Raw genomic sequence first — 25,961 nt, forward strand, 5'->3', positions numbered from 1 at the left:
CTGCGGATTTGCCTACAGTCCCAATACCTACGTGTTTCAACGAGCTATTCCGTCAGCTCGCGGCGGGTTCATTACTCCGTCACCCCATCGCATTTATAAGAAGTACAGGAATATTAACCTGTTGTCCATCGACTACTCCCTTCGGATTCGCCTTAGGTCCCGACTAACCCTCAGCTGATTAGCATCGCTGAGGAAACCTTAGTCTTTCGGTGAGGGGGTTTCTCGCCCCCTTTATCGTTACTTATGCCTACATTTTCTTTTCTATACGTTCCAGCATGCCTCACAGCACACCTTCAGCACATATAGAATGCTCCCCTACCACTTTATTAAGTCCATAGCTTCGGTAATATACTTATGCCCGATTATTATCCATGCAGAACCGCTCGACTAGTGAGCTGTTACGCACTCTTTAAATGAATGGCTGCTTCCAAGCCAACATCCTAGCTGTCTAAGCAGTTCCACCTCGTTTATTCAACTTAGTATATATTTGGGGACCTTAGCTGATGGTCTGGGTTCTTTCCCTCTCGGACATGGACCTTAGCACCCATGCCCTCACTGCTGAGAAACATTTTATAGCATTCGGAGTTTGTCAGGAATTGGTAGGCGGTGAAGCCCCCGCATCCAATCAGTAGCTCTACCTCTATAAAACTTTTACTCAACGCTGCACCTAAATGCATTTCGGGGAGTACGAGCTATTTCCGAGTTTGATTGGCCTTTCACCCCTATCCACAGGTCATCCAAAGACTTTTCAACGTCAACTGGTTCGGTCCTCCACTGTGTGTTACCACAGCTTCAACCTGCCCATGGATAGATCACTCGGTTTCGCGTCTACTACTACTAACTAATTGCGCCCTATTCAGACTCGCTTTCGCTTCGGCTCCGGACCTTAAATCCTTAACCTTGCTAGTAACAGTAACTCGTAGGCTCATTATGCAAAAGGCACGCCGTCACACAGTAAATGTGCTCCGACCGCTTGTAGGCGTACGGTTTCAGGTTCTCTTTCACTCCCTTACTTAGGGTTCTTTTCACCTTTCCCTCACGGTACTAGTTCACTATCGGTCTTTCAGGAGTATTTAGCCTTACCAGATGGTCCTGGCAGATTCATACAGGATTACACGTGTCCCGCACTACTCAGGGTACTGCTATATCCTCTTCGTTTACCTATACGAGACTATCACTCTCTTTGGTTAGTCTTTCCAAACTATTCTAGTTCACTTAGATTCTAATGTCGCAGCCCTACAACCCCCAATTTGCCGTAACAAATTAGGTTTGGGCTAATCCGCGTTCGCTCGCCACTACTAACGGAATCACTATTGTTTTCTCTTCCTCCGGGTACTTAGATGTTTCAGTTCTCCGGGTTTGCTCCTTTCGGTGACATGTCTTCAACATGCCGGGTTGCCCCATTCGGAAATTAACGGATCATAAATTATGTGCATCTCCCCGTTACTTATCGCAGCTTATCACGTCCTTCTTCGCCTCTGAAAGCCTAGGCATCCGCCATACGCCCTTATTTAGCTTATTGTACTTTTTGCTCTAGCATTACACTAGAACGAGCTCTTTATAATTCTTTATATTTTTATAAAAATAATTCGTTAGATATTTATCTAACTCTCTATCTTGATTCTTTACGATATCATTTTACCAATATGTCAATGAACTTTAGGTTATAAAAACCTCGTGGAGAATACCGGAGTCGAACCGGTGACCTCTTGCGTGCAAGGCAAGCGCTCTAGCCAGCTGAGCTAATTCCCCTTCTCTAGTAAGAGGAGCCTCATGAGCGATTAAGTTACTTAACACTCTCACCCAACTTCTAGAATTTCCTTACTTCGACCTTAATTAAAATAGTAGTCTCGGGCAGACTCGAACTGCCGACCTCTACATTATCAGTGTAGCGCTCTAACCAGCTGAGCTACGAGACTATTAAGATCTTAGTCTTTTTTTTAAAATTAACAGCAAAGAGTAAATTACCTCTTTTGTAACTCACCATCTTTCTCTAGAAAGGAGGTGTTCCAGCCGCACCTTCCGGTACGGCTACCTTGTTACGACTTAGCCCTAGTTATCAGTTTTACCCTAGGCCGCTCCTCTCGGTGACGGACTTCAGGCACCCCCAACTTCCATGGCTTGACGGGCGGTGTGTACAAGGCCCGGGAACGTATTCACCGGATCATGGCTGATATCCGATTACTAGCGATTCCAGCTTCACGGAGTCGAGTTGCAGACTCCGATCCGAACTGTGATATGGTTTATAGATTCGCTCCTATTCGCATAGTGGCTGCTCATTGTCCATACCATTGTAGCACGTGTGTAGCCCAGGACGTAAGGGCCGTGATGATTTGACGTCATCCCCACCTTCCTCGCGGTTTGCACCGGCAGTCTCGCTAGAGTCCCCAACTTTACTTGATGGCAACTAACGATAAGGGTTGCGCTCGTTATAGGACTTAACCTGACACCTCACGGCACGAGCTGACGACAACCATGCAGCACCTTGTAGAGAGTCCGAAGAAAGTCTATCTCTAGATCATGCACTCTACATTTAAGCCCTGGTAAGGTTCCTCGCGTATCATCGAATTAAACCACATGCTCCACCGCTTGTGCGGGCCCCCGTCAATTCCTTTGAGTTTCAATCTTGCGATCGTACTCCCCAGGTGGGACACTTATCACTTTCGCTTAGTCACTGAATAATTCCAACAACTAGTGTCCATCGTTTACGGCGTGGACTACCAGGGTATCTAATCCTGTTCGCTCCCCACGCTTTCGTCCATGAGCGTCAGTACATACGTAGTAGACTGCCTTCGCAATCGGTATTCTGTGTAATATCTATGCATTTCACCGCTACACTACACATTCTATCTACTTCCATATGACTCAAGTCAACCAGTATCAAAGGCAGTTCTACAGTTAAGCTGTAGGATTTCACCTCTGACTTAATTGACCGCCTGCGGACCCTTTAAACCCAATGATTCCGGATAACGCTTGCACCCTCCGTATTACCGCGGCTGCTGGCACGGAGTTAGCCGGTGCTTATTCTTACGGTACCGTCAGTTACCCACACGTGAGTAAGTTTCTTCCCGTATAAAAGCAGTTTACAACCCATAGGGCAGTCTTCCTGCACGCGGCATGGCTGGTTCAGAGTTGCCTCCATTGACCAATATTCCTCACTGCTGCCTCCCGTAGGAGTCTGGTCCGTGTCTCAGTACCAGTGTGGGGGATAATCCTCTCAGACCCCCTACCTATCGTTGCCATGGTAAGCCGTTACCTTACCATCTAGCTAATAGGACGCATAGTCATCTTGTACCGATAAATCTTTAATTAGATAGTGATGCCACTTCCCAATATTATGGAGTATTAATCTTCATTTCTAAAGGCTATCCTCCTGTACAAGGCAGATTCTATACGCGTTACGCACCCGTTCGCCGGTCGTCAGCAAAAAAGCAAGCTTTTCTCTGTTACCCCTCGACTTGCATGTGTTAAGCCTGCCGCTAGCGTTCATCCTGAGCCAGGATCAAACTCTTCATTGTAAAATCTTTAATAATTTTAAATGTTAAGCTTCAAAAGAATTTTTGGTAACCTAACCTAAATTAGGTCGCCGTGGTAATTCTACTCTTTAATTACGCTGTCAATTTCAATATTTTCAATGAACTTGGTTAGTCTCTAAATCACAAATAATCTCATTGTATCTTCAACTTAACCTCTTTGTAGAAACACTAGAATCGAACTAGTTGATTTGTCTTAAATCATTCCAAAATCTCTCTGAACTTTTGCTCTTTTTAAAAGCGAGTGCAAATATATAAACTCTTTTTAATCTGACAAAAATATTTTTAAAATTTTTGAAGTTTATTTTTACACTATTTCAACGAACTTTCGTTTTTAAAACGGACTGCAAAGTTACCTATTTTATTTCCGATTAAACAAGAAAAAATTAAACTATTTTTTAACCCTTTCTTAACCCTTCACATATCCTATTTTAATGAACTTTGCAATCTTCTAAACACTATCCGTTTTGCGATTGCGGGTGCAAACATACGACCTTTTTTTAATCCCACAACACCTTTTTAAACCTTTTTTTAAACTAAAAAACTAACTACTTAAAAACCAATAACAACAAGTCAAAATATTTTTAAAAACAATCTTATCTCGCCTGTATTTCCCAACATCAGAAAAACATTATACATATATATTGTACAAAAATTCGTTTTACAATATCTTTGCGCTTCAAAATTTCCACTTGTAAGGAAATTACGTATAACTATATAATAAAGTATAATGATTAAAATTACATTACCTGACGGAAACGTTAAAGAATTTGAAAGCAACAGTACACCTATGGATGTTGCCAAAAGTATAAGTGAGGGGTTAGCTAGAAATGTTATCTCTGCAAATTTCAATGGAACAACCGTTGAAACAACCACACCTTTAACCACAGATGGTACCTTAACATTATATACCTTTAATAATAAAGAAGGAAAAAAAGCATTCTGGCATTCATCTGCTCACGTATTAGCTCAAGCAATTTTAGATTTTTACCCAAATGCAAAACTTACTATAGGTCCTGCAATTGATAATGGTTTTTATTATGATGTAGATTTTGGAGAAGAATCAATTTCTGATAAGGATTTTGGAAAAATTGAAAAGCAATTTTTAGAAAGAGCCCGTGAAAAAGCAGAATTCAAAATGCGTTCAATTTCCAAAGCAGATGCTTTAGCATATTACAAAGAGCGAAACAACCAATATAAAGTTGAGCTAATTGAAGGGTTAGAAGATGGTGACATTACTTTTTGTGATCATAGTGACTTTACTGACTTATGTCGTGGAGGACATATTCCTCATACTGGAATTATAAAAGCAGTAAAAATAATGAACGTTGCTGGTGCTTATTGGCGTGGTGATGAAAACAACAATCAGTTGACTCGTGTTTATGGAATTTCATTCCCTAAACAAAAAGAGTTAAAAGAGTATTTAGAGATACTTGAAGAAGCTAAAAAGCGTGACCACAGGAAACTTGGTAAAGAATTAGATTTATTTACTTTTTCTCAAAAAGTTGGTCAAGGATTACCTCTATGGCTTCCAAAAGGAGCTGCACTACGTAGTAGACTAGAAGACTTTTTAAAGGATGCTCAGAAAAAAGCCGGATATGAAATGGTCATGACTCCACATATTGGGCAAAAAGAATTGTACGTTACTTCAGGTCATTATGCTAAGTATGGAGAAGATAGTTTTCAACCTATCACAACTCCTAAAGCTGATGAGGAATTCTTACTAAAACCAATGAACTGTCCTCACCACTGTGAAGTTTACAATCACAAACCTTATTCATATAAAGATTTACCAAAACGTTTTGCTGAATTTGGTACGGTATATAGATACGAACAAAGTGGAGAACTTCATGGATTAACTCGTGTAAGAGGTTTTACACAAGATGATGCTCATATATTCTGCACACCAGATCAATTAGATTCTGAATTTAAAAATGTAATCGATTTAGTGCTTTATGTTTTCAGTTCACTTGGATTCGAAGATTTTACTGCACAAGTTTCTATAAGAGACATGGACAATCTTGACAAATACATTGGTTCAGTTGAAAACTGGGAAAAAGCAGAACAAGCAATTATCAATGCAGCAAAAGACAAAGGACTAGACTATGTCGTGGAAGAAGGAGAAGCTGCTTTTTATGGACCAAAGTTAGATTTTATGGTTAAAGATGCTTTAGGTAGAAGCTGGCAACTTGGGACTATTCAAGTAGATTATAATTTACCTGAACGTTTTGACCTTACTTATAAAGGATCAGACAATCAATTACACAGACCTGTTATGATTCACCGAGCTCCTTTTGGTTCTATGGAAAGGTTTATAGCAGTTTTATTAGAACATACAGGTGGTAAATTCCCACTTTGGTTAACTCCAGAGCAAGTTACTATACTGCCAATCAGTGAGAAATATCAAAATTATTCAGAAAAAGTTTTAACTTTGTTAGAAAATTCCGAAATTCGCGCCCTCATAGATGACCGTAACGAAAAGACAGGCAGAAAGATACGTGATGCAGAAGTTAGCAAAATACCTTTTATGGTAATTGTTGGTGAGCAAGAAGAAAAAAATGGCACAGTATCTGTTAGAAAGCATGGAGAAGGTGATTTAGGAACTTTTTCAATTGAAGAATTTGTATCTTTAATTCAAGAAGAAATTCAAAAGGTACTAGTTCCTTTTTAATAGTTTAATAATAATTTAAAATTTATAAGCCATAGCAATTAAAAGAAGAGGTGGACGTAGACCCGCCAGAATCATTAAGGAAGATCAACACAGAATCAACGAAAAAATCAAATACGTTGATGAAGTACGTTTAGTAGGTGATAACGTAGAAGTAGGAGTGTATCCACTTTCTAAAGCTAGAAAAATTGCCGAAGAACTTGAATTAGATTTAGTAGAGATTTCTCCTAAAGCTGTTCCTCCTGTTTGTAAAGTTATTGATTACAAAAAGTTCTTGTATGAACAAAAAAAGCGTGACAAAGCTTTAAAAGCTAAAGCAACTAAAGTTGTTGTTAAAGAAATTCGTTTTGGTCCTCAAACAGATGAGCACGATTATGAATTTAAGAAAAAACACGCCATTAAATTTTTACAAGATGGAGCTAAATTAAAAGCTTTTGTTTTCTTTAAGGGTCGCTCTATTATATTTAAAGAACAAGGTCAAATTTTACTATTAAAACTAGCACAAGAGCTAGAAGAATATGGTAAAGTGGAGCAAATGCCTAAATTGGAAGGTAAACGTATGATTATGTTTATTGCACCTAAAAAGGTAAAGTAGTATATAAAACATATAAGCAAGATAAAACGATAAACAAAGATGCCTAAAATCAAAACTAAATCTAGTGCCAAAAAACGTTTTAAGTTAACTGGTTCTGGAAAGATTAAAAGAAAGCACGCGTTTAAGAGTCATATCTTAACAAAGAAGTCTAAGAAACGTAAGCTTGCATTAACACACGCAACGTTAGTACATAAGTCTGACGAAGCTAACATTAAGCAACAATTAGTATTAAAATAATTGTTAGCTAGGTAGTAAAATTAATTATTAACCATGGAGTTGGGCCCAACAAGTGCTTTTAAATAAGACGCCCACTACAAAAACATTTTGAATTATGCCAAGATCAGTAAATTCAGTAGCTTCAAGAAATAGAAGAAAGAAAATCTTGAAGCAAGCAAAAGGTTACTTTGGACGTAGAAAAAACGTTTATACAGTAGCAAAGAACGCGGTTGAAAAGGCAATGCAATATGCATACCGTGACCGTAAAAACAATAAGAGAAACTTCCGTTCGTTATGGATTCAACGTATTAACGCTGGAGCTCGTCAACACGGAATGTCTTACTCACAGTTTATGGGTAAAGTAAAAGCTAACAATATCGAATTAAACCGTAAGGTTTTAGCTGATTTAGCTATGAACAATCCAGAAGCTTTTAAGGCCATTGTAGAAAAAGTAAAATAAGTTTAAAACACTTGCTTATATACTAAAAACCCAAACTTTTACGTTTGGGTTTTTTTAGACAAACACTTTATTAAGAAAAAATGAAAGCTATTAAGATTTTAGCATTAGCAGTTATACTGGGCACTATAAGTAGTAACGCTCAAGAAACTCCAAATACACCTAACACTGTAGAAAACCAATTTAAAGAGCTTTATAAAAAATCTAACAATTATCAAATTTATAAGGTTGTAAAGAAAAATGATTTTTTAGCTTTACAAAAAAGCACACTTGATTCTGTTAAAACTTTAAAAAAGAGCATTACCAATAAAGAAAAGCAAATCAATCAACACCTAGGATCTATCAAAGGACTACAAGCCAAAATTGATAAATTGAATTCTGATTTATCTACTTCTATAGCAAAGGAAGACAGCATTTCTGTTCTAGGAATTCAGTTACAAAAAGGAACCTACAACACCTTACTATGGAGTATTATCATTGGTCTTTTTTCTGCTCTTGCTTTTTTTGTTTATAAATTTAACAACAGTAACGCTGTTACAAAAGAAACTAGAAACTCTTTACTAGCAACAGAAGAAGAATTCGAGGCTCACAAAAAGAAAGCTATTGAAAGAGAACAAAAGTTGAGAAGACAACTTCAAGATGAAATTAACAAACAACGCGGAGTTTAAAAAAATTACGTCGGTTAACTAACATAAAAAAAGCAACATGAAATATCATGTTGCTTTTTTTATGTATATTATTTTGATGTTTAGCTTACTTAAACTGGGTTAATCTCGCCACGTATTTACCAATTACATCAAATTCTAAATTCACTTTACTTCCAACCTCAAAGTTCTTGAATGTAGTATGTTCAAAAGTATATGGAATAATAGCAACACTAAATTGGTTCTTCTTTGAATTAACTACAGTTAAACTAACTCCATTAATGGTAATGGATCCTTTTTCTATAGTAACATTAGAACCATCAAACTCATATGAAAATGTAAAAACGGTACTTCCATTATCGTCTTTAATATTTGTACATTTACCAGTCTTATCAACATGTCCTTGCACAATATGTCCATCTAACCTTGCTCCCAACTTCATTGCTCTTTCAAGATTTACATTGTCACCAATTTTTAACTCTCCTATATTTGTTTTATCTAAGGTTTCTTTAATAGCAGTAACAACATATTCATTCCCTTCAATATTTATTACTGTTAAACATACTCCATTATGAGCTACACTTTGATCTATCTTAAGTTCTGATGTAATTTCACTCTTAACAGTTATGTGTAAGTTTTCTTGCTCTCTCTCTAAATTAGTTACAACTCCAAGAGTTTCAATAATACCTGTAAACATTATCTAATTTTTAACTACTTTTGTTCACATCAAAAATACAACTTTACGAAAGGAAACTATGGATAAATCAAACAAAATTATTGTTGGGATTTCTGTTGGAGACATTAATGGAATAGGCATCGAAATTATTTTAAAAACTTTTGAAGATAAGAGAATGCTTGAGTTTTGTACTCCAGTTATATTTGCCTCAAACAAATTAGTTTCCTATCATAAAAAAGCCTTAAACCTTAAGAATAATGTACATGGCATTACTTCTCTCGATAAAATTGCGCATAACAAAATAAATCTTTTGAATGCTTGGAAAGAAGAAGTAAAAATAAATTTAGGTGAAAACACTGCTCATGGTGGAACCTATGCTTTTAAATCATTAAGCTCTGCAACAGATGCTTTAAAAAAGAACGCCATTGATCTTTTAGTTACTGCACCCATTAACAAAGACAATATTCAATCTGAAGAATTTACATTTCCAGGACATACTGAGTATTTAGAAAATGAGTTCGAAGGTAAAAGCCTAATGATTTTAATGAGTGAAGAGCTACGAATAGGTTTAATAACTGGACACATTCCTGTTTCTAAAGTAAGTGAGACTATTACTCCTGAACTTATTAAAGATAAGGTTAACATTATGCATAAAACATTAAAGCAAGACTTTAATATTAACAAACCTAAAATAGCCGTGTTGGGATTAAATCCTCATTGTGGAGATAATGGTTTAATAGGTAATGAAGATGATGAAATTATCCGTCCAACAATAGATGAAATAAAGCAAGATGGAAAATTAGTTTTTGGACCTTATGCCGCTGATGGTTTTTTTGGTGCTAAAACTTACAAACAATTTGACGGCATTTTAGCGATGTATCACGATCAAGGTTTAGCTCCTTTTAAAGCTTTATCTTTTGGCAATGGTGTAAATTATACTGCTGGACTTAACAAAATAAGAACATCACCTGACCACGGTACCGGTATAGATATTGCAGGAAAAAACAAAGCTAATTCAGCTTCTTTTCAAGAAGCTTTATTTACTGCAATTCATATTTACAAAAACAGAAAAGAATATCTAAATTTAACTAAAAACTCGTTGAAAGTTAAATAGTTGATTTTTTTTAAGCAAAGCATAAAAGTAAAAAACTTTTTTATATCTTTGCACGCTCAAATTGATGTTGTAGATGAAAGACTTAAAACAATTTAACATCCCTTTTGTGGGATTAAAAGAAGGAAATCATTTATTCGATTATCAAATTGAAAACAAGTTCTTTGAAGCATTTCAATTTCAAGAATACAATAACGTTGCTGTAAAAGCAACTGTAGATTTTAATAAGAAAAGTTCATTGATTGAATTAAACTTTAATATTAAAGGTACAGTTAATATTCCGTGCGATCTAACAGGAGAGTTATTTGACCAAGAGATTGAAGGTAGTTTACCGTTGATAGTAAAATTTGGACCAGAGTTTAACGATGAAAACGAAGAAATTCTGATTCTTCCTTTTGAAGAATACCAAATTAACATTGCGCAGTATATTTACGAATTGATTGTTCTATCTGTACCCTCTAAAAGGATACATCCAGGAGTTACCGATGGAACTTTAAATTCTGAAGCTTTGAAGAAACTCAAAGAATTAGAACCAAAAATAGAAAAACCTGTTGTTGAAGAAACAACAGACCCTAGATGGGATAAATTAAAGAATTTACTAACAGATAAATAAGATATAAAATGGCACATCCAAAGAGAAAAATATCTAAAACTAGAAGAGACAAGAGAAGAACTCACTATAAAGCTTCTATTCCTCAAATAGCTGTTGACCCAACAACTGGAGAAGCTCACTTATACCATAGAGCTCACTGGCACGAAGGAAAATTATATTACAGAGGTCAAGTTGTTTTAGAAACTGCTGCAGCTGAGGCTTAATTTTTATAGTTAGTCAAAAAAATAAAAAAACCCTCCTTTTGAGGGTTTTTTTATGCTTTTATGTTAAAAAATGAAGTTTTTTGACTTTTTTTACCCAAAAAAGTGAAATAATTTTCATTACTTTGAAAACTAGTTTTACAACAAACAAACAACTATGACTAAAATATCTGCAGCTATAACAGCAGTAGGAAAATACATCCCCGAATATGCTCTAACCAACCAAGAGTTAGAGACTATGGTCGATACTAACGACGAATGGATTACTAGTAGAACTGGTATTAAGGAGAGAAGAATTTTAAAAGAAGAGGGAGCAGGAACCTCATTTATGGCTATTAGAGCTGCTGAAAATCTGATTGAAAAGTCAGGTATAGACCCAGCAGATATAGATATGGTTATATTGGCTACTGCTACTCCAGATATGCCTGTTGCTTCTACAGCAGCATATACAGCTTCAAAGATTGGAGCTGTGAATGCGTTCTCTTACGATTTACAAGCCGCTTGTTCTAGTTTTTTATATGGAATGTCTACTGCAGCTCGCTACATAGAAAGTGGGCGCTATAAAAAGGTACTTTTAATTGGAGCAGATAAAATGTCTTCAATTATAGATTACACTGATAGAGCAACTTGTATTATCTTTGGAGATGGTGCAGGAGCTGTATTATTTGAACCTAATGAAGATGAATTAGGTCTTCAAGATGAATACTTACGAAGTGATGGTATTGGTAGAGAGTTTTTAAAAATAGATGCAGGAGGTTCTATTTTACCTCCTTCAGAGGAAACTCTTAAGAACAAACAACACTTTGTACATCAAGAAGGTCGTACGGTATTTAAATTTGCTGTTTCTAACATGGCTGATGTTGCCGAAAAAATGTTAACTAGAAACAACTTAACAAAAGAAGAAATTCAGTGGTTAGTTCCACACCAAGCTAATAAAAGAATCATTGAAGCTACAGCAAATAGAGTTGGGCTTGAAGATGACAAAGTAATGATGAATATTCATAAGTACGGAAATACTACTTCTGCTACTTTACCATTATTACTTGCAGACTATGAAAAAGAGTTAAAAAAAGGAGATAATTTAATTTTTGCCGCATTTGGTGGAGGCTTCACTTGGGGAGCTATTTACTTAAAATGGGCTTATAACTCATAAACCGAACAACTAATAAATTAAGGAAATGGATATTAAAGAAATTCAAAGTCTTATAAAGTTTGTAGCAAAGTCTGGTGCAAGCGAAGTAAAGTTAGAAATGGAAGATGTAAAAATCACCATTAAAACAGGTAGTTCTACACCAGAAACAACTATTATTCAAGCTGCTCCTGTAGCTGCTGCCCCTCAAATAGCAGCTGCTCCTGTGCCAGTAGCTCAACCTGCCGCTGCAGCTCCTGCTGCTCCTGCAACTGAAGCACCTGCTGCAGATGACGAATCTAAATATTTAACTATTAAGTCTCCAATTATTGGAACTTTTTATAGAAAGCCATCTCCAGACAAACCAATGTTTGTTGAAGTTGGTAGTACTGTCAAAGCTGGTGATACTGTATGTATCATTGAAGCTATGAAGTTATTCAATGAAATCGAATCTGAAGTATCTGGTAAGATTGTTAAGATCTTAGTAGATGATTCTTCTCCTGTAGAATTCGACCAACCTTTATTCTTAGTAGATCCATCATAATTAAACATTATATTTTAGAGATTAAAAGTTGAACATTTACTTATGTTTCAACTTTTAAACTTTAAACTGTAAACTAAAACTCTAAAAATATGTTTAAAAAGATATTAATTGCCAATAGAGGTGAGATTGCACTGCGTGTAATTAGAACCTGTAAAGAAATGGGGATTAAAACAGTGGCTGTATACTCCAAAGCTGATGCAGAAAGTTTACATGTTAAATTTGCTGACGAAGCTGTATGTATTGGACCTGCCCCAAGTAGTGAGTCTTATTTAAAAATGGACAGAATTATTGCTGCTGCTGAAATCACAAATGCAGATGCAATTCACCCAGGATATGGATTCCTATCTGAAAACGCAAAATTCTCTAAGTTATGTGAAGAGCACGAAATTAAGTTTATTGGTGCGACTGGAGAAATGATTGAAAAAATGGGAGATAAAGCTACAGCTAAAGCAACCATGATTGCTGCTGGTGTACCTTGTATTCCTGGTTCTGATGGTATTATTCCTGATTATGAAACATGTGAGCAATTAGCTGTTGAAGCTGGTTTCCCTGTAATGTTAAAAGCTACTGCTGGTGGTGGTGGTAAAGGAATGCGTGCTGTTTGGAAAAAAGAAGATTTAAAAGACGCATGGGATTCTGCTCGTATGGAAGCAAAAGCTGCTTTTGGAAACGACGGAATGTATATGGAAAAATTAATTGAAGAGCCACGTCATATCGAAATCCAAGTAGTTGGAGATTCTTATGGAAAAGCGTGTCATTTATCTGAGAGAGATTGTTCTGTACAACGCCGTCACCAAAAATTAACAGAAGAAACACCTTCTCCTTTCATGACTGATGAATTGAGAGAAGCAATGGGAGAAGCTGCTGTTAAAGCTGCAGAATACATTAAATATGAAGGTGCAGGTACGGTTGAATTCTTAGTAGATAAACACCGTAACTTCTACTTTATGGAAATGAATACTCGTATTCAAGTGGAACATCCAATTACTGAAGAAGTAGTTGATTACGATTTAATTCGTGAGCAAATTTTAGTAGCTGCTGGCGTGCCTATTTCTGGTAAAAATTACTATCCTCAATTACATTCAATTGAGTGTAGAATTAATGCTGAAGATCCTTTTAACGACTTCAGACCGTCACCAGGAAAAATCACTTCTTATCATGCACCAGGAGGTCATGGTGTTAGAGTAGATACACATGTTTATGCTGGTTATATGATTCCTCCAAACTACGACTCAATGATTTCAAAATTAATTGTTACTGCTCAAACTAGAGAAGAGGCTATTAATAAAATGAAACGTGCTTTAGATGAGTATGTAATTGAAGGAGTAAAAACTACTATTCCTTTCCATAGACAATTAATGGATCATCCTGATTATGTAGCTGGAAATTACACTACCAAGTTCATGGAAGATTTTCAAATTAAAAAATAATTAGTCTTAGATATACATAAAAATCAGTGAGTAAAACTCACTGATTTTTTTTATTTCCTACATTTGCATCATGAGTTTCCTATACAATCTTTTTTTACATCTTATTTCTTTACTGTTACCTATAATAGCTTTATTTAATCATAAAATAAAATTATTTGCTCATGGTAGAAAAGAAACTTTTTCAAAACTATCTAGCATTAAAAAAGAAGATAAAGTTGTATGGATTCATGCTGCCTCTTTAGGAGAGTTTGAACAGGCTCGACCTATTATTGAAAACATTAAAGTAACATACCCCAACTATAAAGTTGTGGTTAGCTTTTTTTCGCCTTCCGGATATGAAATTCGTAAAAACTACCCATTAGCAGATATTATATGCTACCTACCTATAGATACAAAATCTAACGTTAAGAAGTTTATAAAGCAACTTCATCCCACTTTAGCAATTATAGTTAAATATGAATTTTGGCCAAATTTATTACAAGAACTTAAAAACACCAATACTTCTACATTATTGATCTCAGGAATTTTTAGAAAAAAACAATCTTTTTTTAAATCCTATGGTTCATTTATGAAAAATAAACTTTCTGCTTTTAATCATTTCTTTGTTCAAAATGAAGAATCTAAAAAATTATTGAACTCTATTAACTTTAATAATGTTACCGTTTCAGGTGATACTCGTTTTGATAGAGTTTATGAAATTCTTCAACAAGATAATACGCTAGATTTTATAGAAGATTTTAAAAACAATAAATATACCTTGGTTGCCGGAAGTACATGGAAAGAAGATGAAGAACTTTTAGTTGACTATATTAATAACACAACTTCCACCGATGAAAAATTTATTATTGCACCTCACAACATTAAATTGAACCAAATAAAAGAACTTACTTCTTCGCTTTCTAAAAAAACTGTTTTGTTTTCTGAAAAAGACAACGTTAACCTAAAAGAATTTCAAGTTTTTATTATTGATACTATAGGACTATTAACTAAAATTTACGCTTATGGTGATATAGCCTATGTTGGAGGCGGATTGGCAACTGGACTACATAACATCTTAGAACCAGCTACATATGGTATTCCTGTTGTTTTTGGAGGCAATAAATACCAGAAGTTTAAAGAAGCTAATGATTTACTTGAATTAGGTAGTGCAACAATTGTTACAAATAAAATAGAATTAACGACTACCTTTGCATCGATAAAGAACGACAATGAGTTAAGATTTAAGATGGGAAATACAAATCAACAGTATATAAAAAATAATGTTGGTGCCACTCAAAAAATCCTAACACATCTTAAAGATATATTATAATGGATCTACTATTAAACCCTTGGCCTTGGTATATTTCGGGACCATTAATAGCAATTGTGCTTTTTTTATTTTTTTACTTTGGTAAAAACTTCGGTGTTTCTACTAATCTTGAAACCATGTGTACCATTGCAGGAGCAGGAAAGGTTTCGGATTATTTTAAAAAGGATTGGAAAGAACGCGATTGGTCACTTGTTTTTCTAGTCGGTTTAGTAATTGGTGGTTTCTTAACTTCCCAATTCCTTTCAAACGGTACTTCTATTGATCTAAACCCTAAAACTATCGAAGATTTAAGCAATTTAGGATTTCACAACGCTGGAAACTCATATGTTCCCAACGAATTATTTAGTATTGAAAACATGCTTACTTTAAAAGGCTTTTCAATATTATTAGTAGCTGGTATTTTAATAGGTTTTGGAACAAGGTATGCAGGTGGGTGTACTTCAGGTCATGCGATTACTGGTTTAAGTAGCTTACAACTACCTTCTTTAATTGCTGTTATTGGCTTTTTTATTGGTGGAATTGTAATGATTTGGTTATTATTTCCTTTAATTTTCGGTTAGTATTATGAAGTATATAAAATTTTTATTGTTAGGTGTTTTCTTTGGAATTGTATTGACAAAGTCAGAAGCTATTTCATGGTATCGTATTTATGAAATGTTCAAATTTCAATCTTTTCACATGTATGGCATCATTGGTTCTGCCGTTACTATTTCAACGGTTTTAATGTATTTCTTTAGAAAAGGAATTATTAAAGATTATCTAGGTAACCAAATCAATATAAAAGAAAAGAAAAAAGGATTTATAAGAACTTTAGTTGGTGGAACTATCTTTGGACTAGGTTGGGCTTTAGCAGGTGCTTGCCCTGCTCCTATTTTTGTTCTAATTGGTAATGGAATCTTATCTCTTATTATTGTTTTAGCAGGTGCACTTTTGGGAGCTTTTATTTATGGAATATTAAGTAAAAAGCTACCCAATTAATCTTTTAGTAAAATAGTGTCGTAGAACTTCGAATTTGTATTATCTACCACTTCCCAACCGAAGGTTGAAGACAATTGATAAATTTTAGAGAGCTCTTCAAAAAGTCTCATTTTTGCTTCGTCCTGTAAACTGGTAATTGCAATAGTTTCTTTAAGTCTATCTATACTATTTTGATTAATTTCATTTAACTCTTCTTTACTAAAAGTATTAAATCTACTTTGTTCTAAATCGAAGTACTTAACCTCAGGACTTATTACTATCTCCTCTTTTGGAATTTTGTTTATAATTATCTTTCTACCAAGAGAATCTATTTGAATAGCGAGTTTCGACAAGTCATAACCAACTTCAACTTTAGCATTTACTGCGACCACAGCCTTTTTATCAAACGATAAATAATCATATAGGTATTTCTTACTATCAGAATAACTTAAAACTTCAGAAAAACTCCCTTCTGAAACCACAAGTTTACTCATACTTCTTATTCCATTAAGTAAGACTTGAACTTCTTGGCTTTTGTGATCTTCATATTTTTTCTCATACCAAAACTTTGCTATTAAAAAGCCAAGTAAGAAAACTGCCAAATATTTCAATAAACGCATATGTAGATTCTTTTCAATAAAAATAAGTAAAAGAATCTATAACTAAAACTACTCTTCCTTTTCTTCTTTAGGAAACGCTTGTTTGTTAAAGAAGAATAATAAAACAACCCCTATTGTAATCCATGAATCCGCTCCATTAAAGATTGCATTAAAGAAAGTAAATTGCTTTCCTCCCCAAATAGGCAACCAGCTTGGTAGAGTTCCTTCCCACAAAGGAAAATATAGCATATCTACTACTTTCCCATAAAAAAGGTTACCATAAGGTTCCTCTGCAAATAATGTAGCTACGCCTCTACCCATTGGCGTATCAAAAATAACCCCATAAAATACAGAATCTATAATATTACCTATTGCTCCAGCCAAAATTAACGCTATTGCCACAACTACTGCAGTGTGTGTGTGTCGTTTTATTGTTTGCCATAACCAATATACAATACCAGAAACAGCAATTAATCTAAACAAAGTTAAAAACAATTTACCTGCCTTACCTCCAAACTCAAACCCCCATGCCATTCCATTGTTTTCTGTAAAATGAATTCTAAACCAATCTAAACCAAGAACCTTGATATCTTCTCCGAGATAGAAATGTGTTTTTACGTAAATTTTACTAATCTGATCTATTAAAATGGCCAATACAACGGTAAGTATTGCAATATTTTTCTTTGACATTATTCTCTAAATTATCAGCCAAAAATAAGAAAAGTATTCTGTTTATTTTTTAGTTAAGTAAATATTAGCATTAATACTATTTACAGACAACTTGAATGGATTATCTTGATGAGATTCCTGAAAGTTTTTTTTCTTTTCCTTGTTATTAATTTTAACAATTCCATTTGTTGTTTTAAGTATTAAATCTGTATTACTCACCTCAGCGTACACATTTCCCAAAAACAACTTTACAACTGTTATTCCTTCTATTTTTCCCAATCTTACATTTCCCTTTTCAATATAAACGTTAAGATTTCCAGCATAGCCTTTAGAATAGACCCCAACTGTTCCACCGTACACCTCTAAATTTCTTTTTTTAGGGATTTTAATCAGCACTCTTGCTCTTTCTAATCTTTTGGTAATATACTTTCTAAAAACTGTGGTATTAGGATTTAACCCTTCTTCTTTCAGAAAAGAAACAATAAGTTCATTATTGACTTCTTTCGTATCTATATTAATTGGAATAGTATTGTCGTTCTCTAATATTATTTCTAGTTTCTCCGTTTCACTATTTTCAATGATAATATCATCCAAATTATTCGTTATGAACTGTAAATTCTGAACATTGATTTCATTTGAATATAATTGTTTCTGTTGCGAAAACGCAACAGTATTCATTACAAAAAATAAAACCATTATTATTCTCATGTGCATATATAACGAAAAAACGCTCCAATATAATTGGAGCGTTTTCTACTATTAACTAACCTTAAAACTCTTATAAAGCTGCAACATGCTTAGCCAACTTTGACTTTAAGTTTGCTGCTTTATTCTTATGAATGATGTTGTTCTTAGCTAACTTATCTAGCATAGATACAACTGACGAAAACATTCCTTCTGCTTCCTTCTTATCTGTAATAGCTCTTAATTTCTTCACAGCATTACGTGTAGTTTTATGCTGATACTTATTTCTTAAGCGCTTCGTTTCGTTACTTCTAATTCTTTTAATTGCTGACTTGTGATTTGCCATTTTGCTAAAACGTTAAATGTTTATAAAAAACTTGTAGCCCATAGGAGAATCGAACTCCTGTTTTAAGGATGAAAACCTTACGTCCTAACCACTAGACGAATGGGCCGTTACAATCATTTCTTGATTGCGGGTGCAAATATATAAACTCTTTTTTATATCTGCAATAATTTTACTCTATTAATTATCAGTTTGATAAAAAAAGCTTCGATTGATTCGAAGCCATTTAGAACTTGTAGCCCATAGGAGAATCGAACTCCTGTTTTAAGGATGAAAACCTTACGTCCTAACCACTAGACGAATGGGCCGTCACAATCATTTCTCGATTGCGGGTGCAAATATATAAACTCTTTTAAAATGCACCAAAACTTTTTTTATTTTTTTTAATATGCCTTTGCAAATAATACTCTTTTTGAAGATGGACCTCCTGTAAACACACACTTCCCTTCTTCTTCTTTTGCATCATTAGGTATACAACGAATGGTTGCTTTTGTTAACTCTTTTATTTTATCTTCTGTTTCAATGGTACCATCCCAATGAGCAGAAACAAAACCTCCTTTATTTTTTATAACATCCTTAAACTCATCAAATGTATCCACCTCTGTAATATGATCATTTCTATAGTTCAAGGCCTTTGTAAATAGATTTTCTTGAATCTCATTAAGTAGCTTTTCTACAAATTCAACAAGACCGTCTTGATTAATTGTTTGCTTTTCAAAAGTATCTCTTCTAGCAACTTCTACCGTTCCGTTTTCTAAATCTCTCTTACCCATAGCAACACGAACTGGAACTCCTTTTAATTCGTATTCTGCAAATTTAGCTCCTGGCCTCATAGTATCTCTATCGTCAAATTTAACAGAAATACCTTTTGATTTTAATTCCTTTATTATAGGTTCTACTTTATCGAAAATTGCATTTAATTGATCTTCTCCTTTATATATAGGTACAATTACAACTTGTATTGGCGCAAGTTTTGGAGGCAATACTAATCCTGCATCATCAGAGTGCGTCATTATAAGCCCTCCTATTAATCTTGTAGATACTCCCCATGAAGTTGCCCATACATATTCTTGCTTACCTTCTCTTGATGTATATTTTACATCAAAAGCTTTCGCAAAGTTTTGCCCTAAAAAATGTGATGTTCCTGCTTGTAATGCTTTACCATCTTGCATTAAAGCTTCTATAGTTAATGTATCATCTGCTCCAGCAAAACGCTCACTTTCAGATTTTGCTCCTCTTACCACAGGCATTGCCATAAATTGTTCTGCAAAAGTTGCGTATACTTCTTGCATCTGCTTTGCCTCAGCAACAGCTTCTTCTTTTGTTGCATGCGCTGTATGTCCTTCTTGCCATAAGAACTCTGCCGTACGCAAGAATAAACGCGTTCTCATTTCCCAACGAACTACATTTGCCCACTGATTTATTAATAATGGTAAATCACGGTGAGATTGAATCCATCCTTTATAGGTATTCCATATAATTGCTTCGGAAGTTGGACGCACCACTAATTCTTCTTCTAATTTTGCTTCTGGATCTACACGTAACTTCCCTTCATTATCTGGATCATTTTGTAATCTATAATGTGTTACTACAGCACATTCTTTTGCAAAACCCTCTGCATTTTTCTCTTCAGCTTCAAACAAACTTTTCGGAACAAAAAGTGGAAAATATGCATTTTGATGTCCTGTTTCTTTAAACATTCTATCTAATTCTGCTTGCATTTTTTCCCAAATTGCAAAACCATAGGGCTTAATTACCATACATCCACGTACAGCAGAATTCTCAGCCATATCAGCTTTTACAATTAATTCATTATACCATTTCGAGTAATCTTCAGCTCTTTTTGTTAAATGTTTGCTCATAATCAAAAGTTTGGCACAAATATTGTTATTTTTTATGCGTAAAATTGTATCTGCAAAACTACGTTAAAAAGGTAACAAGCCCAACATAGAAAGTAATTTTTGTAGTATCTTTTACAATAATGATGTTCTAACCTAAAAATTAAAGACATGAAATTACATTACGCCAACACCAAACTTCCATTATTCCTAGTATCATTATTAATGGTAGCGTCCTTTGTTTCCTGCGGAACAGTGCAAACGGTTGCTGGTAGTGATGATGGTATTTATGCTGATGAAGTTGAGCGCCCTGAACGTAAAGTTGTTGTGGTAGATGAAGATGAATACAGAGATTACGAAGAAAATTATTTCACAAAAGAAGTAGAACGTTTAGGCACTTTAAATGGTACCGATATTTTCACAGATATTGAAAATTACTCTTCTGAAGATTTTAATGTAGAAGAAGAAATCGTTGAAGAAGAAAAACCTCAAACACGTATAACATATAATGGTAATGAACCGTGGGGATTTGGCTCAAATGCTGATGTAGTAATAAACATTAACACTTCTCCTCGCTGGGGATGGGGTTATAATGGATTTTATGATCCTTATTGGGACGGACCTTGGGGTTGGAACAATTGGGGATGGAACAATAATTGGAGATGGAATAGATGGGGATGGCGAACCGCTTGGGGCGGTTGGGGATATAATCCTTACTGGCACCCATACCATTGGAACGGTGGCTTTTACGCTGGATGGGGATGGAACAATTATTGCCCTCCTTACTATAGAGGTAGATATTACGGACCTTATAGATATAACAATCGTTTTTACAGAGGGGCCAACCCTTATAGAGGCTACAGAACAGCTTCAAACTCAAGAAGAGGGTATACTACAAGTAGACGAGGAACTACTACTTCAAGACGCTCATCTAGCACTTATCGAAGAGGTAATAGTCGTACCTATGGCAATAGTAGAAACACAAGAAGCACTAGGTCTACGAGAGGCACAAGAACAAGAGGTTATTCTCCAAACAGATCAAATAATCGTACTTACAGAGGTACAAGAGGTTCTCAATCCACTAGGGGTACTAGAGGTACTAGAGGTGGTGGTAGATCTTCAGGAAACACAAGAGGATATTCTACTGGGGGATATAAACCTTCTAGAAATTCAAAAAGTGTTCAACCTACAAGAGGATACCGTTCAAATAGAAGCAGTTCTTCTTCTCGCACTAGAACAGCAAGAAGCTCATCAAGAAGTTCTAGAAGTAATAACAGAAGTTACACCCCTTCTAGAAGCAGTAACAGAAACTACTCATCTAACAGATCTTCTTCAAGAAACTATTCGAACAGAAGCTCATCTAGCAGTAGAGGATATTCAACTAGAAGTTCTTCAAGTAACAGAGGTTCTTCAAGTGGAAGAAGTAGCAGAGGAAGAAGATAACTTTAACCAACTTTTCTAAATAAGTTATAAACTAATTAACGAAAAACATGAAACGAATTTTAGCATTAGCAACTATTGTTGCCAGTACCTTTACTGCCTTTTCTCAATCTTTAGGCTATACTGATTTGGGAGTTTTATTTTCAAAAGATGATAATTATGGTACAGCTCGTTTTGAAGCTATGAGTGGAGCTTTTGGAGCTTTGGGTGGAGATGTTTCTGCCTTTAGTATTAACCCTGCTGGTAGTGCAGTAGCTAGAAAAAGTACCCTTTCTGCTTCTCTAGGTAATCGAAGCACAGATATTTTAGCTAGTTACTATGGAAACACAACAACTATTCAAGATGATTTTTTAAACATTACTCAAGCTGGTGGTATTTTAACTTTTGATACTGCTTACGACTCTGATTGGAATCGTTTTGCCTTAACTTTTAATTATAGAATGAAAAGTGATTTTGACCAATCATTCTCTATAACTGGCAACAGTGGACAAGCTTTATTCAATGAGCATCCAGATGATATTAATAATCAATTTAACAATGGTGTTCAACAACGTTTTGCAAACAATATGAACGGACAAAGTTCTATTTTTGAAATGGGATTCTCTGCCACACATCAAAATAAACTACATGTTGGAGCTTCCATAAAATTCCACGACCTTAGATTTTCTCAAATTACAAATCTAAGAGAGACCAATGAAGATGGTAATGGGAATACTTTAAACGCTGTAAATATTCAAGATAGTTTCTTTGAAGGGAATGGTGTTTCAGTTAGTGCAGGTTTTATTTATAACGTAAACAACACTTTTCGTTTTGGATTAGCGTATGAAACTCCAACTTGGTATCCAGAAATTATTGAAGACAGTAATTTGAATGTATTCGACCCAAGTAATAGTCGTTATGATGACTGGTTAGGTTTTACAGAAATCTCTGCCAGCAACCAACCTGTAGATGTAAATAGTGGTGAAGAGTTTTCTTTGAACACATTTAAGTTAAGAACACCTAGTAGGTTAACTGCTAGTGCTGCATTTGTCTTTGGAAAACAAGGTTTAATTAGTGCAGATTATACTTATAAAAATTACAGCAATGTAACTTACACAGGGAACTCATTTAATCAAGTAAATCAAAACTTTGATAATGATTTTAAAGCTACAAATACTTTAAACATAGGTACCGAATGGCGCTTTGACAAAATGAGTATTCGAGGAGGATATCATTATGAAGAAAACCCTTCTAAAACAGCTTTAGACAAAGATCACGTCACAGGATATTCATTAGGTTTTGGTTACAACTTTGGAAATTTAAAATTTGATTTATCGTATCGTAAGTCAGAAAGTAATAGTCCTTATAATATATATAATTCTGCTGCAGTTAATGTTGATCCAATCGAGTTAAACAATAATACCTCGAGAATTACAGGTACCGTTACTTTTAGCTTATAAGCAGTAAAAACATAAAAAACACTTAAAAAAGTCTCGTTAGTTAAACGAGGCTTTTTTGCTTATTTAAATCTCAGTTTTTTACCTTAATTTTGCATTTCATTTAATTCGACATGAGTTCAATAAAAATAAACATACAAGAAACTAATAATGAAACCATTATTAAGTTTATAAGTAATACCATCTTGATTAATGGTGGTAGTTACGAATACAATAATATAGATGAGGCTAAAAACTCTCCATTAGCTCAACAATTATTTTACCTTCCTTTTGTTAAAAAAGTATTTGTAACGGCGAATTTTATTGCTGTTCAACGTTATGACATTGTACAATGGGAAGACGTAGAAGAAGAAGTACGTGAGCAAATAGAAGCTTATTTACTACAAGGAAATCCTGTGGTTAAGGAAGAGACCATTAAAAAAGATGCAGTTGAAGTGTATGCCGAAGTAACTCCAAATCCAGCTGTAATGAAATTTGGAACAAATAAAGCCTTAACACAAACAGATGTTGAGTTCAAAAACATTGATGAAGCAAGCAAGTCCTCTCCATTAGCACAAGCTTTGTTTAACTTCCCTTTTGTTAAAGAAATATTTATTTCTGAAAATTATATTTCTATTACAAAGTATGATATGGTAGATTGGAATGAAGTATATCAAGAGGTAAGAACCTTTATTCGAAACTATATTCAAGAGGGAAAAGCAATTATTTCATCATTACCAAAGCAACAAACTCAACAGAATGTAGAAATCCCAAAGGAAAACTTATCTGATACTGAAACAAAGATTGTTGAAATTCTTGATGAGTATATAAAACCAGCAGTGGCTTCAGACGGTGGGAACATTGCTTTTCAATCATATGATGAAAACTCTAAACAAGTTAGAGTGATATTACAAGGAGCTTGTAGTGGATGTCCATCATCAACAGTTACCTTAAAAAATGGAATTGAAACCATGTTAAAAGAAATGTTACCAAATCAAATTAATGAAGTGGTAGCTATTAATGGATAATATACAACAATAACAAATGTCCAAAACAGTAAAACCTTATAAAGATTCCGAATTAGGAAAAAAGGAACAAGTAGCTAAAATGTTTGATAATATTTCTGAAGATTACGATGGTTTAAATCGTGTTATCTCTTTAGGAATAGATGTTAGCTGGAGAAAAAAAGTAGTTAAGTTTGTAGGAGAAAACAACCCTAAACAAATTTTAGACATCGCAACTGGCACAGGAGACTTAGCTTTAATGATGGCTTCTTTAAAACCTGATAGAATTGTTGGGTTAGATATCTCAGAAGGAATGCTTAATGTTGGAAAGCAAAAAGTTTCTAAAGCCGACTTAAGTAACACGATAGAAATGGTTGTTGGTGACAGTGAAAATATTCCTTTTGAAGACAATACTTTTGATGCAATCACCGTATCTTTTGGTGTTAGAAATTTTGAAACTTTAGACAAAGGTTTGACAGAAATATTACGTGTTTTAAAACCTGGAGGGAAGTTTGTTGTACTAGAAACATCAAATCCTACCAAATTTCCATTTAAACAAGGGTATAAGTTTTATACTAATTATATTCTACCAATAATTGGAAAACTCTTTTCAAAAGATAAAGTAGCATATTCATATTTATCTGAAAGTGCAAATTCTTTTCCTTTTGGAGAGGCCTTCAACAATATTTTAGAAAAAAATGGGTTTAAGAATGCAAAGAATTTACCTGTAACTTTTGGAGTTGCATCAATTTATACCGCTACAAAATAGTATGTTAAAACGTTTTTTAATTTTCGGATTTATTTTATCAACAACATTTTCTTATGCACAAATAGAAAAAGTACTTAAGTTACCAACTTTTGACAACCCTAAATTTCATTATGGTTTTTACTTAGGAGGTAATTCAAATGGTTATAAAATAGCTTATCGCCCAAGTTTTGTTGACCAAACAGGTACACCAAATATAGAAGTAGAATCGAGCATAGGATTCAATGTGGGATTAATTGCAGATTTAAGGTTACATAACAATGTAAATCTTAGATTTGAACCTGGGTTAATGTCTAACACTAAAACATTACGTTTTAAACACATTAGCGGTTCTGAAAGCGCAACCAAAAGAGAAGTTGGGGCTACCTTTTTACATTTACCTATTTTACTAAAATTAAGCACTAATAGACTAAACAATGTTAGACCATATGTAATCGGAGGGATTTCTTATGATTATAACTTTTCAAGTAATGAAAGTAATAGTGATGACAACTTTGCTGGAGAATTTAGAACGAGAACAAGCAACTTTATGTATGAAGTAGGTATTGGTATTGATTTATACTTTAGCTATTTTAAATTCTCACCTTCCTTAAGAGGAGTCTTTGCTGTTAACAACGAATTAGTTAGAGATAACAGACCTTCTAGTCAATGGACTGACCCTATCGATTTTTTAGGAACCCGAGGATTTTTTATCCATTTAGCATTTGAATAAAAAACCATAACAATAAAAAACAAAAGCGGCTATAATAGCCGCTTTTTTATTGAGTGATAATTAATCACTACTCGATAGAGATCCCCCAAAATCTATCTATTAGGCTATAAGACACACTTCTTTTACAAAAGTCACAAAAAAAATGGCCACCTAAAATAGGCAGCCACCAAAACAAAGATTTCTCTTTAATAATTTGATAGAAGTCCCCCGAAATCTATCTACATTTTATTAGACACAATTTATTTGTACAGGTCACATTATATCAAAAAAAATGACTACCAAAAGGTAGTCATTAAATTGCAAAGATTTCTCTTTACTAATTTGATAGAAGTCCCCCGAAATCTATCATACAATTATCTTTAATATAAAATTATTTCTTACTTATGAGTACAAATATAGAAAAAAAGAA

At 34.4% G+C, this 25,961-nt stretch carries 25 protein-coding genes, 4 tRNA genes and 2 rRNA genes (1 of these 31 cut by a window edge); 19 read left to right on the forward strand and 12 right to left on the reverse strand.

The features are described 5' to 3' along the window. The 4 genes from ABNT22_RS16310 to ABNT22_RS16325 all read right to left on the reverse strand — a co-directional run. Positions 1 to 1,522 (reverse strand): 23S ribosomal RNA (locus tag ABNT22_RS16310); it reaches 1,346 nt to the left of the window's first position. Positions 1,523 to 1,678: 156 nt separating this feature from the next. Then, positions 1,679 to 1,752, reverse strand: a tRNA-Ala gene (locus tag ABNT22_RS16315). 93 nt (positions 1,753 to 1,845) lie between these two features. After that, positions 1,846 to 1,919 (reverse strand) — tRNA-Ile (locus ABNT22_RS16320). Positions 1,920 to 1,997: 78 nt separating this feature from the next. After that, positions 1,998 to 3,518 (reverse strand): 16S ribosomal RNA (locus ABNT22_RS16325). Together the 16S and 23S rRNA genes with 2 tRNA genes alongside form the textbook arrangement of a ribosomal RNA operon. 745 nt (positions 3,519 to 4,263) lie before the next feature. Between ABNT22_RS16325 and thrS the strand changes: the two genes are divergently transcribed. The 5 genes from thrS to ABNT22_RS16350 all read left to right on the forward strand — a co-directional run bounded on the left by thrS (position 4,264) and on the right by ABNT22_RS16350 (position 8,137). Beyond that, positions 4,264 to 6,204, forward strand: coding sequence for a threonine--tRNA ligase (thrS, locus tag ABNT22_RS16330; RefSeq protein ID WP_348714092.1), 1,941 nt, complete (start codon positions 4,264 to 4,266; stop codon positions 6,202 to 6,204). 73 nt (positions 6,205 to 6,277) lie between these two features. After that, complete coding sequence (gene infC / locus ABNT22_RS16335) at positions 6,278 to 6,796, forward strand: translation initiation factor IF-3 (protein WP_348714093.1); 519 nt, start codon at positions 6,278 to 6,280, stop codon at positions 6,794 to 6,796. Between the two features lie 39 nt (positions 6,797 to 6,835). Further along, the gene (gene rpmI, locus ABNT22_RS16340; RefSeq protein WP_028891165.1) at positions 6,836 to 7,033 is read left to right on the forward strand and encodes a 50S ribosomal protein L35; all 198 of its coding nucleotides are present in this window, start codon (positions 6,836 to 6,838) and stop codon (positions 7,031 to 7,033) included. A gap of 94 nt (positions 7,034 to 7,127) precedes the next feature. Then, the gene (gene rplT / locus ABNT22_RS16345) at positions 7,128 to 7,472 is read left to right on the forward strand and encodes a 50S ribosomal protein L20 (RefSeq protein WP_299106922.1); all 345 of its coding nucleotides are present in this window, start codon (positions 7,128 to 7,130) and stop codon (positions 7,470 to 7,472) included. Between the two features lie 80 nt (positions 7,473 to 7,552). Further along, on the forward strand, positions 7,553 to 8,137 hold the full coding sequence (locus ABNT22_RS16350) for a hypothetical protein (RefSeq protein WP_348714091.1): 585 nt from the start codon (positions 7,553 to 7,555) through the stop codon (positions 8,135 to 8,137). An 85-nt stretch (positions 8,138 to 8,222) separates the two neighbouring features. Here the strand turns inward: ABNT22_RS16350 and ABNT22_RS16355 are convergent, their stop codons facing one another. Beyond that, positions 8,223 to 8,810, reverse strand: a complete 588-nt coding sequence (locus tag ABNT22_RS16355; RefSeq protein ID WP_348714090.1) for a riboflavin synthase — start codon at positions 8,808 to 8,810, stop codon at positions 8,223 to 8,225. Positions 8,811 to 8,868: 58 nt separating this feature from the next. Here ABNT22_RS16355 and pdxA point away from each other — a divergent pair, with 58 nt between their 5' ends. The 9 genes from pdxA (at position 8,869) to ABNT22_RS16400 (ending at position 16,103) form a co-directional block, all read left to right on the forward strand. Then, the gene (pdxA, locus tag ABNT22_RS16360; protein WP_348714089.1) at positions 8,869 to 9,903 is read left to right on the forward strand and encodes a 4-hydroxythreonine-4-phosphate dehydrogenase PdxA; all 1,035 of its coding nucleotides are present in this window, start codon (positions 8,869 to 8,871) and stop codon (positions 9,901 to 9,903) included. A 73-nt stretch (positions 9,904 to 9,976) separates the two neighbouring features. Beyond that, the gene (locus ABNT22_RS16365; protein ID WP_348714088.1) at positions 9,977 to 10,513 is read left to right on the forward strand and encodes a DUF177 domain-containing protein; all 537 of its coding nucleotides are present in this window, start codon (positions 9,977 to 9,979) and stop codon (positions 10,511 to 10,513) included. Between the two features lie 8 nt (positions 10,514 to 10,521). Next, positions 10,522 to 10,716 carry a 50S ribosomal protein L32 gene (gene rpmF / locus ABNT22_RS16370; RefSeq protein WP_299106911.1) on the forward strand — a complete coding sequence of 65 codons (195 nt, stop codon included), beginning with the start codon at positions 10,522 to 10,524 and terminating at the stop codon, positions 10,714 to 10,716. 154 nt (positions 10,717 to 10,870) lie between these two features. Beyond that, positions 10,871 to 11,866: a beta-ketoacyl-ACP synthase III gene (locus ABNT22_RS16375; protein ID WP_348714087.1), complete on the forward strand. Its 996-nt coding sequence runs from the start codon at positions 10,871 to 10,873 to the stop codon at positions 11,864 to 11,866. A 25-nt stretch (positions 11,867 to 11,891) separates the two neighbouring features. Continuing rightward, a complete protein-coding gene (accB, locus tag ABNT22_RS16380) occupies positions 11,892 to 12,386 on the forward strand; it encodes an acetyl-CoA carboxylase biotin carboxyl carrier protein (protein ID WP_348714086.1) in 495 nt (164 codons plus the stop codon). A gap of 89 nt (positions 12,387 to 12,475) precedes the next feature. Then, positions 12,476 to 13,816 carry an acetyl-CoA carboxylase biotin carboxylase subunit gene (gene accC, locus ABNT22_RS16385; protein WP_348714085.1) on the forward strand — a complete coding sequence of 447 codons (1,341 nt, stop codon included), beginning with the start codon at positions 12,476 to 12,478 and terminating at the stop codon, positions 13,814 to 13,816. 70 nt (positions 13,817 to 13,886) lie between these two features. Continuing rightward, positions 13,887 to 15,125 (forward strand): 3-deoxy-D-manno-octulosonic acid transferase, encoded by a 1,239-nt coding sequence (locus tag ABNT22_RS16390; protein WP_348714084.1) that lies wholly within the window; start codon positions 13,887 to 13,889, stop codon positions 15,123 to 15,125. Continuing rightward, on the forward strand, positions 15,125 to 15,685 hold the full coding sequence (locus tag ABNT22_RS16395; protein ID WP_348714083.1) for a YeeE/YedE family protein: 561 nt from the start codon (positions 15,125 to 15,127) through the stop codon (positions 15,683 to 15,685). The genes ABNT22_RS16390 and ABNT22_RS16395 overlap by 1 nt, the downstream gene beginning before the upstream one ends. A 4-nt stretch (positions 15,686 to 15,689) precedes the next feature. Continuing rightward, positions 15,690 to 16,103 (forward strand): DUF6691 family protein, encoded by a 414-nt coding sequence (locus ABNT22_RS16400; protein WP_348714082.1) that lies wholly within the window; start codon positions 15,690 to 15,692, stop codon positions 16,101 to 16,103. Here ABNT22_RS16400 and ABNT22_RS16405 read toward each other — a convergent pair. The 7 genes from ABNT22_RS16405 to proS all read right to left on the reverse strand — a co-directional run bounded on the left by ABNT22_RS16405 (position 16,100) and on the right by proS (position 20,239). Continuing rightward, positions 16,100 to 16,702, reverse strand: coding sequence for a DUF4230 domain-containing protein (locus ABNT22_RS16405; protein WP_348714081.1), 603 nt, complete (start codon positions 16,700 to 16,702; stop codon positions 16,100 to 16,102). The two genes, ABNT22_RS16400 and ABNT22_RS16405, sit on opposite strands and share 4 nt — an antisense overlap. Positions 16,703 to 16,750: 48 nt before the next feature. Then, positions 16,751 to 17,371: a lipoprotein signal peptidase gene (locus ABNT22_RS16410; protein WP_348714080.1), complete on the reverse strand. Its 621-nt coding sequence runs from the start codon at positions 17,369 to 17,371 to the stop codon at positions 16,751 to 16,753. A 42-nt stretch (positions 17,372 to 17,413) separates the two neighbouring features. Then, a complete protein-coding gene (locus tag ABNT22_RS16415; RefSeq protein WP_348714079.1) occupies positions 17,414 to 18,028 on the reverse strand; it encodes a hypothetical protein in 615 nt (204 codons plus the stop codon). Between the two features lie 100 nt (positions 18,029 to 18,128). Then, positions 18,129 to 18,380, reverse strand: coding sequence for a 30S ribosomal protein S20 (rpsT, locus tag ABNT22_RS16420; protein WP_348714078.1), 252 nt, complete (start codon positions 18,378 to 18,380; stop codon positions 18,129 to 18,131). A 34-nt stretch (positions 18,381 to 18,414) separates the two neighbouring features. Next, positions 18,415 to 18,486, reverse strand: a tRNA-Glu gene (locus ABNT22_RS16425). A 127-nt stretch (positions 18,487 to 18,613) separates the two neighbouring features. After that, positions 18,614 to 18,685 (reverse strand) — tRNA-Glu (locus ABNT22_RS16430). A 75-nt stretch (positions 18,686 to 18,760) separates the two neighbouring features. Then, positions 18,761 to 20,239 carry a proline--tRNA ligase gene (gene proS / locus ABNT22_RS16435; RefSeq protein ID WP_348714077.1) on the reverse strand — a complete coding sequence of 493 codons (1,479 nt, stop codon included), beginning with the start codon at positions 20,237 to 20,239 and terminating at the stop codon, positions 18,761 to 18,763. Between the two features lie 147 nt (positions 20,240 to 20,386). On the opposite strand from proS, the gene ABNT22_RS16440 reads away from it, so the two are divergent. The 5 genes from ABNT22_RS16440 to ABNT22_RS16460 all read left to right on the forward strand — a co-directional run bounded on the left by ABNT22_RS16440 (position 20,387) and on the right by ABNT22_RS16460 (position 25,552). Next, a complete protein-coding gene (locus ABNT22_RS16440) occupies positions 20,387 to 21,658 on the forward strand; it encodes a hypothetical protein (protein ID WP_348714076.1) in 1,272 nt (423 codons plus the stop codon). A 47-nt stretch (positions 21,659 to 21,705) separates the two neighbouring features. Then, entirely contained in the window at positions 21,706 to 23,094 is a 1,389-nt protein-coding gene (locus ABNT22_RS16445) for a hemin receptor (protein ID WP_348714075.1), read from the forward strand. Positions 23,095 to 23,204: 110 nt separating this feature from the next. Beyond that, positions 23,205 to 24,098, forward strand: a complete 894-nt coding sequence (locus ABNT22_RS16450) for a NifU family protein (RefSeq protein WP_348714074.1) — start codon at positions 23,205 to 23,207, stop codon at positions 24,096 to 24,098. Between the two features lie 16 nt (positions 24,099 to 24,114). Continuing rightward, complete coding sequence (gene ubiE / locus ABNT22_RS16455; RefSeq protein WP_348714073.1) at positions 24,115 to 24,843, forward strand: bifunctional demethylmenaquinone methyltransferase/2-methoxy-6-polyprenyl-1,4-benzoquinol methylase UbiE; 729 nt, start codon at positions 24,115 to 24,117, stop codon at positions 24,841 to 24,843. Position 24,844: 1 nt separating this feature from the next. Further along, complete coding sequence (locus tag ABNT22_RS16460; RefSeq protein ID WP_348714072.1) at positions 24,845 to 25,552, forward strand: porin family protein; 708 nt, start codon at positions 24,845 to 24,847, stop codon at positions 25,550 to 25,552. The last annotated feature ends 409 nt before the right edge of the window (positions 25,553 to 25,961 follow it).

The organism is Tenacibaculum sp. 190130A14a, assembly GCF_964048965.1.
Lineage (GTDB): Bacteria > Bacteroidota > Bacteroidia > Flavobacteriales > Flavobacteriaceae > Polaribacter > Polaribacter polynesiense.

Bases quoted from the DNA above. Each gene is read 5' to 3' on its own strand.
- thrS (WP_348714092.1), top strand. From the start codon at position 4,264: ATGATTAAAATTACATTACCTGACGGAAACGTTAAAGAATTTGAAAGC.
- rpmI (WP_028891165.1), top strand. From the start codon at position 6,836: ATGCCTAAAATCAAAACTAAATCTAGTGCCAAAAAACGTTTTAAGTTA.
- rplT (WP_299106922.1), top strand. From the start codon at position 7,128: ATGCCAAGATCAGTAAATTCAGTAGCTTCAAGAAATAGAAGAAAGAAA.
- ABNT22_RS16350 (WP_348714091.1), top strand. From the start codon at position 7,553: ATGAAAGCTATTAAGATTTTAGCATTAGCAGTTATACTGGGCACTATA.
- ABNT22_RS16355 (WP_348714090.1), bottom strand. From the start codon at position 8,810: ATGTTTACAGGTATTATTGAAACTCTTGGAGTTGTAACTAATTTAGAG.
- pdxA (WP_348714089.1), top strand. From the start codon at position 8,869: ATGGATAAATCAAACAAAATTATTGTTGGGATTTCTGTTGGAGACATT.
- ABNT22_RS16365 (WP_348714088.1), top strand. From the start codon at position 9,977: ATGAAAGACTTAAAACAATTTAACATCCCTTTTGTGGGATTAAAAGAA.
- rpmF (WP_299106911.1), top strand. From the start codon at position 10,522: ATGGCACATCCAAAGAGAAAAATATCTAAAACTAGAAGAGACAAGAGA.
- ABNT22_RS16375 (WP_348714087.1), top strand. From the start codon at position 10,871: ATGACTAAAATATCTGCAGCTATAACAGCAGTAGGAAAATACATCCCC.
- accB (WP_348714086.1), top strand. From the start codon at position 11,892: ATGGATATTAAAGAAATTCAAAGTCTTATAAAGTTTGTAGCAAAGTCT.
- accC (WP_348714085.1), top strand. From the start codon at position 12,476: ATGTTTAAAAAGATATTAATTGCCAATAGAGGTGAGATTGCACTGCGT.
- ABNT22_RS16390 (WP_348714084.1), top strand. From the start codon at position 13,887: ATGAGTTTCCTATACAATCTTTTTTTACATCTTATTTCTTTACTGTTA.
- ABNT22_RS16395 (WP_348714083.1), top strand. From the start codon at position 15,125: ATGGATCTACTATTAAACCCTTGGCCTTGGTATATTTCGGGACCATTA.
- ABNT22_RS16400 (WP_348714082.1), top strand. From the start codon at position 15,690: ATGAAGTATATAAAATTTTTATTGTTAGGTGTTTTCTTTGGAATTGTA.
- ABNT22_RS16405 (WP_348714081.1), bottom strand. From the start codon at position 16,702: ATGCGTTTATTGAAATATTTGGCAGTTTTCTTACTTGGCTTTTTAATA.
- ABNT22_RS16410 (WP_348714080.1), bottom strand. From the start codon at position 17,371: ATGTCAAAGAAAAATATTGCAATACTTACCGTTGTATTGGCCATTTTA.
- ABNT22_RS16415 (WP_348714079.1), bottom strand. From the start codon at position 18,028: ATGAATACTGTTGCGTTTTCGCAACAGAAACAATTATATTCAAATGAA.
- rpsT (WP_348714078.1), bottom strand. From the start codon at position 18,380: ATGGCAAATCACAAGTCAGCAATTAAAAGAATTAGAAGTAACGAAACG.
- proS (WP_348714077.1), bottom strand. From the start codon at position 20,239: ATGAGCAAACATTTAACAAAAAGAGCTGAAGATTACTCGAAATGGTAT.
- ABNT22_RS16440 (WP_348714076.1), top strand. From the start codon at position 20,387: ATGAAATTACATTACGCCAACACCAAACTTCCATTATTCCTAGTATCA.
- ABNT22_RS16445 (WP_348714075.1), top strand. From the start codon at position 21,706: ATGAAACGAATTTTAGCATTAGCAACTATTGTTGCCAGTACCTTTACT.
- ABNT22_RS16450 (WP_348714074.1), top strand. From the start codon at position 23,205: ATGAGTTCAATAAAAATAAACATACAAGAAACTAATAATGAAACCATT.
- ubiE (WP_348714073.1), top strand. From the start codon at position 24,115: ATGTCCAAAACAGTAAAACCTTATAAAGATTCCGAATTAGGAAAAAAG.
- ABNT22_RS16460 (WP_348714072.1), top strand. From the start codon at position 24,845: ATGTTAAAACGTTTTTTAATTTTCGGATTTATTTTATCAACAACATTT.